Source organism: Candidatus Kryptobacter tengchongensis, assembly GCF_001458555.1.
In the GTDB taxonomy this organism is placed as follows: domain Bacteria; phylum Bacteroidota; class Ignavibacteria; order Kryptoniales; family Kryptoniaceae; genus Kryptonium; species Kryptonium tengchongense.
Genome location: NZ_CZVH01000063.1, coordinates 1 through 11,412, shown reverse-complemented (window position 1 = coordinate 11,412; position 11,412 = coordinate 1). Strand labels below are relative to the sequence as shown.

The window sequence follows — 11,412 nt, the reverse complement described above, 5'->3', positions numbered from 1 at the left end:
GGGTGGTCAACAAGCTCAACTTAGACCTGGAGATTTGGTTTTGCTTCCTGCAAGTTCCTTAATTGCAACTGGATACGGGCTTCCTAATGTCCCACCATTTAACCAACTTCCAAATGCAGGAAAACCACTACCTGATGATGTAGTTCTTGATGCAAATGAAGTTACGGTTGCGAGAAACGCGGTTCAGAAATTTAACTTAATAATTGATACCGTCTTAGCAAATCCGACAAGAGCTGGGCGAGTTGTTAAAGTTGATATTTACTCAAGGTTGAACGAGGTTAAAGCTACCGGGCTTGAGATTGCTGGTGTTAAATTTACAACCGATTTCATAACGGGTGGGCTTTTCAGTTTAGATGGCGTGCATCCATCAAGCCGTGGTCACGGGATAATTGCAAATGAATTTATCAAGGCAATAAATACCAAATTTGGCTCTAATATCCCTTATGTGGATGTGATGTCGTTACCTGGAATTCAATTGCCAACCACTTCTATTGCTGAGAGTAAATATCAACTGCCCAAAATTCCAGCTGAAGCACTGGAAGGTATCGTTGATCTTTTCGTGTCAAAGTAAAAATTTAATTTTCTTTTAATATACAGGGCGTGCTTTAAGCACGCCCTTTTTATTTTTAGTGAGGTTTTTTAAATTTATCCTTGAAAATAGTTTTGAAATAAAAAGTTTCAAATCGTAATGCTTAATCTCGTGTTGATCATTGCCTTAAGTTATCTTGTGGGTTCAATTCCAACGAGTATAATCGTTGGAAAACTTGTTAAAGGAATTGATATAAGGAATTATGGCAGTGGAAATCCCGGTGGGACAAATGTAATAAGAGTTGTTGGTTTAGGCTGGGGAATTTTTGTGATCTTATTTGATGCGTTTAAAGGTTTCTTTGCAACTTATTTTATAGCAAAGTGGTTTTATGGTGATGCATCAATTTTAAATTTAACAACTTTGCAAATAATAGCTGGATGTTCTGCAGTCATAGGGCATATTTGGACTATTTTTGCTGGATTTAAAGGAGGGAAGGGGGTAAGCACATCTGCAGGAATGTTGCTTGGTATAGCTCCGGTTGATCTTTTAATTTCTCTTATGATTTTTGTTATCATCGTTGCGTTGACAAGATATGTATCTCTTGGCTCAATTATTTCTGCAATTTTATTCCCATTCATAATAATTTTCACTGAAAAAATTTTAAAATTAGAACATAGCGATTTTTTTACGCTTTTAATTTTTGGAAGCTTGATCGCTGTTCTCATAGTTTACCGGCACAGAAGCAATATAAAGCGATTAATCGCGGGAAATGAAAATAAGTTAATCTTTGGGAAAAAAACATGAATATTTCCGTTATAGGCTCAGGTAGCTGGGGGACAACGCTTTCAATTCTGCTCTATGATAACGGTCATAAGGTTAAATTATGGTTCAGAAGAAAGGATTATCTTGATAAGGTTAAAGCAATTCGTGAAAATTATCTTTATCTTCCGGGGATTAAAATTCCAGATGGAATTTTGTTGACATCAGATTTAAACGAGGCTTTGGATGAATCTGAGATAGTCGTTCTCGCTGTTCCAACCCAACATATAAGGGAAATTATAAAGGGTGAGGAATTTAAAGTTTGTAAAGGTAAAATTATTGTAAATGTCGCGAAAGGAATAGAAAATGGAACTTTGATGAGGGTTTCTGAAATAATTGAAGATATTTTTCAGGATGATGAAAATTATTGTGTTCTCTCGGGTCCAAGTCATGCAGAGGAAGTTGTTCAGAGAAAGCCAACTGCCGTTGTTGTTGCTTCATTAAATAAAGACCTTGCCCAGTTTATACAATCCGTTTTTATGAATGTTTACTTCCGTGTTTATACAAGTAGTGATGTGATTGGAGTTGAGATTGGGGGAGCTTTAAAAAATATAATTGCAATTGCAACCGGAATTGCCGATGGGATCGGTTTTGGAGATAATACGCGAGCTGCTTTAATGACGAGAGGAATCGCTGAAATTGTCAGATTAGGTGTGGCAATGGGGGCAAGGCTTGAAACATTTGCTGGACTTTCGGGAATTGGAGATTTAATAGTTACCTGCACAAGCAAATACAGCAGAAATAGGTTCGTTGGGGAGCAAATTGGAAGAGGCAAAAAACTGAATGAAATTTTAAAAAATATGGTCATGGTGGCTGAAGGAATTTGGACGACAATTTCAGCTGTTGAGCTTTCAAAAAAGTATAATGTTGAAATGCCAATTACAAATGTTGTTTACGAGATTTTGTTTAATGATAAAGACCCGATAAAAGCTACTTATGAATTAATGGGAAGAACAGCAAAGCCAGAAGTGTGGGGTCTTAGGAATTTTACATAAATTAAAGCTTCTTTGCGAGGACAACTGTAAATTTTTGCTTGAAACTTTCACCGTTTTCGGAAACCGCTTCAAATAAAACCACATAGATTCCAATTCGCACAGCTCTTCCAGTGTCATCTGTTCCATCCCATAGCAAATTTCCAGTTTGGTTTGTAAATTGATTTAAAGCAAGCGTTTTAATTTGTCTGCCGTAAGAATCAAAAATTTTTACATTTAAAATTCCTGCATTAAATGGGAGATGGTAAGAAATCATGCAGACATCGTCAAATCCATCTCCATCAGGTGAAAATGGGTTTGGAAATACGCTAATGCTTCCTGTGGTTTGAGGTTGTTGTGATAATTCAGTATAAGCGCTATTTTTACCCCCGGGCGTTCCGCCAATTTTTGAAGATGAACTCATCCAACTTGACTTTTCTGAAGAGGGTAAGTTTGGATTTACCTTTTCAAGCGATCTTCCTCTTCTATCCAGAATCATTGAACTATGCCAATTTGAAAAATATCTCACGCTGTCAATTATCTTTCCTGTCAAATCTGTGATCACGATATCATCAAAGTCATTGTTTAAACTTAAGCTTTTGTTAAAAATAACGAATTTGAAATCAAGTAAATCACCGCTGGAGAAATATCTGTAAAATGTTGAATCCGAAGCAAGAACAAGATATTCACCAGGATTTATTATAAAATCCGTAGGTGAAATGGTTATGAAGTTAGCTTTTCCGTCTTGAGATCTCATATCGTTAAATTTCCAATTTTTTAAATTAATCGGTTTATCAGAACGGTTAAACAATTCAATATATTCGCAGTAACCTGGAAGTGGCTCAAACATTATCTCGTTTATCACGAGGCAATTTTGTGGGAAGCTGGCGTTTATCTTTTTTATTATGATGTTATTTTTTAAGTTTTCATCGCTGGGCAAATCAACAAAGAAAATCAAAATGCTTTCTCCGGGCTCAAGATTTGATATTTCAAGGCTTGTTAAAATTGAGTCTTTTTTATTTAGCATAATTTGAAAATTCTGAGCTAAAATGAGCTCATTCTCGTTCGGGATTGAGTCAAAGTTTGAATCTTTATAAACTTTTACCTCAAATTTATTTACTTGATTTAGCCCAACATTTTGAACTGTTAGATGGGCAATTAAACTTTCATTATAATTTATTGATGACGGGATTATTAGTGATTTAATTTTAAGGTCAAAATTTTTTCGTTTTGAAAAGTTTTCTTCGCCAGGCGTGGACTTTATTGAATCTGGAGGAATTGCCCAATTAGATGAATCAGTGCTTGGTTCATCAAAGTCAATTCTTTCAATTGATGCTCCCGTTTTACCCCAATTCCCAAAGTAATAAACCGAATCAATTTTTGCTCCGGTATAGTCATAGATAGCAACAGCATCGCCAGAATTATTGAGCATCGGGAGAGATAGGGTTATTACATTTGATGGGATTGAATAAAAGTTTAAAATTGCGCTATCTTTTGACAGGATAAGATATTCATTTGGGTGTATAAAGAAATCACTTTTCGTTATAATAGCTTTGCTTGATGCATCGGATATCTGCCAATTTTTTAAATTGACAGTATCATTGCTCGCATTATAAATTTCAACCCATTCAGGTTCGTCTCCCACAGGGGCAAACATGATCTCATTGATCAAAATTGTCTTTTCAGGATATGAAACTTCAAGATTGAAGATAAAATTATTGTTAAGCGTATCCTCATCCTCAGTGTAGAATATGCTTGTGATTAAGTTGTATACTTTGACTTTCGCTGGGGTGAAGATAAAGTTTATAATTGTTGAATCGTTCGGCATTAATGAGGAAAAGTGAGATATTTCATCAATGAGCTCATTTTGTTGTGGGATTTTGTCAAGATTTTCGTCGTTGAAAAGTTTGATGGAGAAGTTATCAGATGAAAGTTTTCCGATATTTTTTACAATTACTTTTATTTCAACGGGGATGGATTTAAAAGCTGGATGCGAGAAAATTACATTTGTAATGCTTAGATCTTTGTCTTTTTGTGTTAAGGAGTTCTTTAAAAGAGGTGTTGCTCCAAATGGATTTTTTGATGTGCCCCAATTTGATGTGAGATTTGACGATTGTTCAGCGGAAATTCGTTCAAGTGAGAATCCATTTGTCCCGCCCATGCTTGAGGAGTAATAAACTGAATCAATCAAGTTTCCATATTGATCATAAATTCTCACAGCGTCTTCATCATTGTTTAGTGCCGGCAAAGATAGAATTAAAACTTTATTGGCATTTGAACTTAACCAGGAATAGATTGAAAAAATTGTGTCTTTTGAAGCTATGAGTGCGAAATCATTTGGATTTATGGCGAAGTCAGAATTTATTGTTCTTAATGTTTGGGAATCGCCAATTTTCCAATCTTTTAGATTTATGGGCTGTTCAGTTCGGTTGTAAAGCTCCACCCATTCAGGTTCTGGTGATCTTGGGGCATACATTATTTCGTTTATAACAATGGAGTTTAAAGAAAGCGGTGGAGGTAATATGGTTATGCTCTTGCTAAGAAAGTTGTTTGAAGTGTTCTCATCATCGGGGAATGAAATGTTTAAAAGGGATTTATAAACCCCAGATAATAATCCATCAATGTTAAGTTCAATTAAAATTGAATCAGTTGATTCAAGGGTTTGTAATGATGTAAATTCGGAAAGTTTTTCATTGTTTTGAAAAATTGAATCTTTATTCAAATCAACATAAAATTCAACAGTAAAATTTTGAACGGGATTGATCCCAAAGTTATAAATTGTCGCTTTAACTTTAAAACTTTCTCCCTGAAAAATTTGAGCTGGTTCAATTGTAAAGTTCTTTATCCCAACATCGTTGAACTTAGCCATTATGCTGTTTTTCCTTCCGGGTGTGCTTCTTTCCGGGTCTGTTGAAATTCCCCAAGTTGATTTTAAATTTGAATTTTTATTTGGATAAATTCTTTCAATTGAATATCCATTTACAACCCAACTTCGTTTATAATAAACGCTGTCAATTACAATTCCAACTGAATCAAAAATTACAACTGCATCTGAATCGTTTCTGAAAAGAAATGTTGGCATCTGTGGGATGATGAAAACTTTTGAAGGTATATTTGAGTGGAAGTAAAAAATTGTATCACTTTTGGTTATGACTACATAACTATCAGGCTGGAGTGTGTAATCTGAAGATGTGATTGTATATTTGGTTGATGTATTTCGGTTTGAAATTTTCCAATTTTTTAAGTTGATGGGTTCAGATGAGAAATTTAAGAGCTCAACCCATTCGGGTTCTCCACCTTGAGGGGAATTCATTATTTCGTTTATTATAATTCCTTGCGAGAAAATGCTTGACGCAAAAATAAAGGGGAAAACTATTTTAAGAAATTTTAGCATCGCTTAGGCGTTTATTTCTTAAAATAAAGATGGTTGCAATGATAAGGACAAGGCTTGTTATCAAACTTCCCTCTGGACCGAAATTTCCACCAGAAATTATGTTTTCTGCTGATATTTCAACATCAAATGCAGGTTCAACTAAAATTGTTCCGCTTACGGGCAGGGAATAAAGATAACCTTGGAAGAAGTTCCATGAAAAATGAAGCGAGATTGGCAACCAAAGGGAGCGAGTTTTTATATATGATGCGGAAAGCCAAACCCCGGCAAGAAAGATATTAAAAAGCGCAAGAAAGTTCATATTTGGATTTTGAAGGTGAGCAAGCGAAAAGATAAGTGAGAAAAGTAATGTTGCAATAATTGGACTTGTCCCGTCAATTAAGCGTTGAAATGGATAACCCCGAAATAAAATTTCTTCAGCAAGTGCGACGAGAACAAAAAACAAAACTGCTTCAAAAAAATGCGGATATATTTGATTCAGTGTGAAATTATATTTGTAATAACCAAAAATTGCGTTTGGTAGGACGACAATTGTTATCATTAAAAATCCAAGAATTAAACCGAATAAAATTTCATGAGGGCTTTTTGAAGTATATGTTAAACCGATGTCAAATAAGTTTTTCTTTTCAAAAAAATTCATCATCACAAAAGTAGAAATTATCGCGGAGACTAATACAATGAGTTCATCAATTAGAAGATTACTGGTGAGATTAAGAATTGGCAAAAATAGCCTGAATAAAAAATTCACAACAATGAGGGCGATGGCGAAATTTATGAAGAATATCAAAATTTTCCATCCATTGCGAAGTTTATTTTGTTGGTTAACAAAAATAGATGGCATTATTTTATCATAGGTTTGTTTTTAAAAACTTTATTGCCTTTTTCCCTATGTCGGTTCTATAGTGCATGCCGTCAAATTGTATTTTTTTTACTGCATCATAAGCTTTTCTAATAGTATTCTCAAAGTCATTTTCACCTCCGATAGCTGTAATACCAAGAACACGACCCCCTGATGTTAGGATTTTACCATTTATTTTTTTAGTTCCAGCATGGAATAAAATTATGTCTTCCATTTTTCTTACTTCATCAAGACCGTAAATTTCTTTTCCGGTTTCATAATTATCAGGATACCCGGCAGAGGCAAGTATGACGCAAACAGCAGTTGCTTTTTTGATGTTATAATTGAACTTTTTCAATCCTCCATCTATTGCTTTGAAAAACATTTCAATGATGTCGCCGTCAAGTAGTGGCAGAACCACTTGTGTTTCTGGGTCCCCAAAGCGACAGTTGAATTCAAGAACTTTCGGACCATCTTCCGTAATCATGAGACCACAATACAGACATCCTTTGTATTCTCTTCCTTCATTTTTTAGACCTTGAATTGTTGGTTTAATTATCTCATCTTTTATCCTTTCAAGCATCATATTATCAAGAAGCGGTGTCGGTGCGTAAGAACCCATTCCACCTGTGTTTTTCCCTTCATCATTATCAAAAACTCGCTTATAGTCCTGTGCTGGGGCAAGCGTTATAAAGTCATTGCCATCAGTTATTGCGAAGACAGAAGCTTCCTCACCTTCTAAAAACTCTTCAATTACGATTTTTTCACCTGCCAGGCCAAAAATTTTGTCTTTAAAGTATAAATCAATTGTTTTAGCTGCATCGTTGATATTTTCGCATATTGTCACACCTTTTCCACCGGCAAGTCCATCTGCTTTTATTACTATCGGCGGAGTTAATCCTTGAACAAATTTTTTTGCTTTTTCAATTTCATCAGATGTGAATGTCTCATAATTTGCTGTTGGTATGTTGTATTTTTTCATGAAATTTTTCGCAAAAACTTTACTACTTTCAATTTCAGCGGGCGATTTTCTTGGTCCGAAGATTTTTAAACCGTGAGATTCAAATAAATCCACAATCCCAAGCGAGAGGGGAAGTTCAGGTCCTACGACGGTAAGATCAATTTTGTTCTCAAGAGCAAATTTTAAAAGTGAGTTTAAATCTTCAGCTTTAATTGGCAAAGTTTCAGCAATTTCAGAAATCCCGGCATTTCCGGGCGCACAATAAATTTTTTTCACTTCCTTTGATTGTGAAATTTTCCACACAAGTGCATGTTCTCTCCCACCGCTACCGACGACGAGAACCTTCATAATTTAGCTTCTTTTGTTTTAGTCGGGTGTAAACAGCTCAAGCTCGCGGACGAGATTGATTATAACTTTTTTGATATCATAATTTTCAAGGTTAAGTTTAGGGACAAGAACTTTTTGATTCAAATAAAGTTCAAATGCTTTTATAAATGCATTTACAATTGACGATGGGTCGTTTGCGTCAGCTATAAGTGAATTTTTGTAATCCCCAATTATGTATCTGTGGTTGTTCTGTCCATTTATTATTGCAATGTATGGTTTTCCAGTTGCAATGTAATCATATGGGACATTTGAAATGTCAAAATCGTCAAGATAGATTAGAAAGTTAGAGGAGAGAAGAATTTTGATATAATTTTCACGCTGTAAGTTTTGATAAATTTTGATGTTTTCTTTTATCTGAAGTTTTGAGATAAGATTGACAATTTCGTTTGTTGGAATGCCTATCAAGTTGAAAAGAAGTGATTTTTTGAAAAGGGGATCTTTTCTTGAGAGATAAGCGAGGGCGTTTAAAATTAATTTAAATTTTTTCAGAGTGATTTTGCCATATGCCAAGGTCAGTGTAAATTTATCATCAGGGTTTATGCGATGATCTGTAAATTCTGAAAGATTAAACCCCGTTGGAATTATTTTGACGAAGTTGTAATCAAGAAAAAGATAATTTTGAAGTAAATAATCTTTGATCCTTCTGTTATCAACGATTATAGATGAACCAGCTCTTAGAAGTTTTTTCTCTCTTAATGTGAGCGATTTTTTCTGTGGGATGATTGAGGAATAGTCAATTATGAGAGGGATTTTAAATTTTTTTGAAAGGTGAGCGCCAATTTGCACTGTTGAAAGTGGGGGGACGAAAGCTATAATTGCATTATATCTCTCGGATTTCAAGATTTTTTCCCCAAACTTGATCGCTTTGAATTTCCAAATATCCTCTGGCTCAACCACGCCGAAAATTTTAGCGGTATATAACAGAATCTTCGGGATAAGTTCTTTCTTGGTTTTGGGGAAGTTTAAAGATGCGATTTTTGAGAAAGGTTTAATAAGATTTACTGCATATACCTTAACATTGCTTTCCTTAAGAGCTTCAGTAAGTGTAAAATCTTTCAAAGCTGGGAATATAGAGTGATTGAGTGTTAAGATTGAAGAAAACCAATTGTAATCTTTAAGATGTTTTGCGAAGTTAAAAGCCCTAAAGCTTGAGCCGTAAATCACAGGAGGAAAATGATAAGTTATCATCAAAACTTTTCTAATCATTAAACTTCAATTAAGTTTCTTGGCAATGAAGTTGATAAAGTAAAACGATCTGAAAGCGGAATGATTTTAAACCCGATAACATTGACCCCAGATAGAAAAGTTCGTGAAGCGCTTGAACTAATGAGCCATTACAAAATCTCCGGAATACCTGTGGTTGATTCTAACGGGAAACTTGTGGGGATTCTTACAAATCGTGATTTAAGATTTGAACCAGACCTTGATGCCGAAATTTCAAAGTATATGACAAATTCAAATTTGATAACTGCTCCTGTTGGAACGACGCTTGAAGAAGCTGAAAAAATTTTGCAAAAACATAAAATTGAAAAACTCCCCGTCGTTGATAAAAATGGCTATCTTCGTGGTTTGATAACATTTAAAGATATTCAGAAAAAGAAAAAATATCCAAATGCATGTAAAGATGAGCTCGGACGCCTTAGAGTTGGCGCAGCTGTTGGGATTAGATCAGATACCATTGAAAGAGTTGAAGAACTTAAAAAAGCAGGGGTTGATGTGATAGTTATTGACACTGCCCACGGACACTCAAAAGGTGTCATAGAGATGTTGAAAAAAATCAAGAAAAAATTTCCAGAGCTTGATGTTATCGCTGGAAATGTCGCAACAGGAGAAGCAACTATTGACCTTATAAAAGCCGGAGCAGATGCAGTTAAGGTTGGCATTGGACCTGGATCAATTTGCACCACAAGGGTTGTCACGGGTGTTGGGGTCCCGCAAATCACAGCTATTATGAACTGTGCAGAAGCCGCAATGAAATACAAAGTTCCCATAATTGCAGACGGTGGAATAAAACAAACTGGCGATATCGCAAAAGCAATTGCAGCTGGTGCTGACTCCGTTATGATAGGTGCTTTATTTGCTGGAACCGAAGAAAGCCCTGGTGAAAAAGTTTTGTACGAGGGACGCAGTTATAAAGTTTATAGAGGAATGGGCTCAATTGAAGCAATGAAAGCTGGAAGCAGCGATAGATATTTCCAAGATGTTGAAGATGATATTAAAAAACTCGTCCCCGAGGGAATTGAAGGAAGAGTTCCATACAAAGGTCACTTAAGTGATGTTGTTTATCAAATGGTCGGTGGATTAAAATCAGCAATGGGTTATTGTGGCGCAAGAAACATTGAAGAAATGAAAACCAAAACAAAGTTTATTCTTATGACAAACGCTGGGCTAAGGGAAAGCCACCCGCATGATGTGATCATCACAAAAGAAGCCCCAAATTACAGCATATCAAATCTTTGAACGAAATGTCTGAATTAAATCTAAAACTTGAAAAAGTTCGGGAAAAACTTGACCAATTAAAAATTGAAGCAATTTTAATAACCCATCTCCCAAACATACGATATCTAACTGGATTTACAGGCTCCTCAGCTATTTGCATCATAACAAAAAAATGAAGCCTTTTTTATAACCGACTTCCGATATAAAGAACAGTCAAAAGAACAAGTAAAGGGTTTTAAAAGATTCATCGCCACAGGAAAAACTTTGCTTGATTTAATTCAAGAGAAAAATATCTTTGATAAATTTAAAAAAATTGGGGTTGAATCACAGCACATTCCCCTCTCATTCGTTCTTGAATTGAAGAAAAAATTTAGAGATGTAAAATTTATACCAACAAAAAATTTCATTGAGGAAATTTCTGCAGTTAAAACCCATAGCGAAGTTGAAAAAATAAAATTTGCAATAAAAATAAGCGAAAAAGTTTTTGAAGAAATTTTAAATATCATCAAGCCAGGAATTTCTGAACTTGAAATCGCCTCCGAAATAACTTACCTTCACAGAAAATTTGGAGCCGAGAAAGATGCATTTGACATAATAGTTGCAAGCGGGTGGAGAAGCGCTTTACCACATGGAGTTGCAACAGATAAAAAACTCAAAAAAGGCGAACTTGTTGTGATTGACTTCGGATGCGTCTATGATGGCTATCATTCCGACATAACAAGAACTATCTCCATAGGAAAAGCAAAACCAGAAGCCAGAAAAATTTATCAAATTGTCCTTGACGCCCAAGCAAAAGCAATTGAAAAAGTCGGCAAAGGAGTTAAAGCCAATGAACTTGATTCCGTTGCAAGAAATTACATAAAACAAAAGGGTTATGGCAAATTTTTCGGACATTCGCTTGGACACGGAATTGGAATTGAAATCCATACCCTTCCAAGAATAGCTCCTAAAAGTAATTATATTCTTCAAGCTGGGAATGTTATCACAATTGAGCCAGGAATTTACATACCAGGGTTTGGAGGTGTCAGAATTGAAGATGATATATTAGTAGATTCAAACGCTTCAATTTTAACTTCA

Annotated in this window: 8 protein-coding genes and 2 pseudogenes; 6 read left to right on the top strand and 4 right to left on the bottom strand. The window is 35.1% G+C overall.

Annotated elements, in window-relative coordinates:
- From AT685_RS08420 to AT685_RS05570, 3 genes and pseudogenes are all read left to right on the top strand, one after another.
- A pseudogene (locus AT685_RS08420) lies at window positions 1-571 on the top strand (hypothetical protein); the annotation flags it as partial.
- A 117-nt stretch (window positions 572-688) separates the two neighbouring features.
- Complete coding sequence (plsY, locus tag AT685_RS05575) at window positions 689-1,333, top strand: glycerol-3-phosphate 1-O-acyltransferase PlsY (protein WP_072151878.1); 645 nt, start codon at window positions 689-691, stop codon at window positions 1,331-1,333.
- On the top strand, window positions 1,330-2,343 hold the full coding sequence (locus tag AT685_RS05570; protein ID WP_072151877.1) for an NAD(P)H-dependent glycerol-3-phosphate dehydrogenase: 1,014 nt from the start codon (window positions 1,330-1,332) through the stop codon (window positions 2,341-2,343). Before plsY ends, AT685_RS05570 begins: the two co-directional genes overlap by 4 nt.
- A 1-nt stretch (window position 2,344) precedes the next feature.
- Here the strand turns inward: AT685_RS05570 and AT685_RS05565 are convergent, their stop codons facing one another.
- From AT685_RS05565 to AT685_RS05550, 4 genes are read right to left on the bottom strand one after another with little or no spacing between them, the layout of a single operon-like run.
- Window positions 2,345-5,713, bottom strand: a complete 3,369-nt coding sequence (locus AT685_RS05565; protein WP_072151876.1) for a lamin tail domain-containing protein — start codon at window positions 5,711-5,713, stop codon at window positions 2,345-2,347.
- Window positions 5,697-6,551 carry a CPBP family intramembrane glutamic endopeptidase gene (locus AT685_RS05560; protein ID WP_072151875.1) on the bottom strand — a complete coding sequence of 285 codons (855 nt, stop codon included), beginning with the start codon at window positions 6,549-6,551 and terminating at the stop codon, window positions 5,697-5,699. Before AT685_RS05560 ends, AT685_RS05565 begins: the two co-directional genes overlap by 17 nt.
- Before the next feature lie 7 nt (window positions 6,552-6,558).
- Window positions 6,559-7,857: a phosphoribosylamine--glycine ligase gene (gene purD, locus AT685_RS05555; RefSeq protein ID WP_072151874.1), complete on the bottom strand. Its 1,299-nt coding sequence runs from the start codon at window positions 7,855-7,857 to the stop codon at window positions 6,559-6,561.
- A gap of 18 nt (window positions 7,858-7,875) precedes the next feature.
- On the bottom strand, window positions 7,876-9,102 hold the full coding sequence (locus AT685_RS05550) for a glycosyltransferase (RefSeq protein WP_072151873.1): 1,227 nt from the start codon (window positions 9,100-9,102) through the stop codon (window positions 7,876-7,878).
- A gap of 24 nt (window positions 9,103-9,126) precedes the next feature.
- Here AT685_RS05550 and guaB point away from each other — a divergent pair.
- The 3 genes and pseudogenes from guaB to AT685_RS05535 form a co-directional block, all read left to right on the top strand.
- Window positions 9,127-10,356 (top strand): annotated as a pseudogene (gene guaB / locus AT685_RS05545) (IMP dehydrogenase); the annotation flags it as partial.
- Window positions 10,357-10,361: 5 nt separating this feature from the next.
- Complete coding sequence (locus AT685_RS08680; protein ID WP_081040608.1) at window positions 10,362-10,511, top strand: aminopeptidase P family N-terminal domain-containing protein; 150 nt, start codon at window positions 10,362-10,364, stop codon at window positions 10,509-10,511.
- 10 nt (window positions 10,512-10,521) lie between these two features.
- Window positions 10,522-11,412 (top strand): aminopeptidase P family protein (locus AT685_RS05535; protein WP_267886275.1); only part of this gene is annotated, 891 nt, incomplete at its 3' end.

Bases quoted from the DNA above. Each gene is read 5' to 3' on its own strand.
- plsY (WP_072151878.1), top strand. From the start codon at position 689: ATGCTTAATCTCGTGTTGATCATTGCCTTAAGTTATCTTGTGGGTTCA.
- AT685_RS05570 (WP_072151877.1), top strand. From the start codon at position 1,330: ATGAATATTTCCGTTATAGGCTCAGGTAGCTGGGGGACAACGCTTTCA.
- AT685_RS05565 (WP_072151876.1), bottom strand. From the start codon at position 5,713: ATGCTAAAATTTCTTAAAATAGTTTTCCCCTTTATTTTTGCGTCAAGC.
- AT685_RS05560 (WP_072151875.1), bottom strand. From the start codon at position 6,551: ATGCCATCTATTTTTGTTAACCAACAAAATAAACTTCGCAATGGATGG.
- purD (WP_072151874.1), bottom strand. From the start codon at position 7,857: ATGAAGGTTCTCGTCGTCGGTAGCGGTGGGAGAGAACATGCACTTGTG.
- AT685_RS05550 (WP_072151873.1), bottom strand. From the start codon at position 9,102: ATGATTAGAAAAGTTTTGATGATAACTTATCATTTTCCTCCTGTGATT.
- AT685_RS08680 (WP_081040608.1), top strand. From the start codon at position 10,362: ATGTCTGAATTAAATCTAAAACTTGAAAAAGTTCGGGAAAAACTTGAC.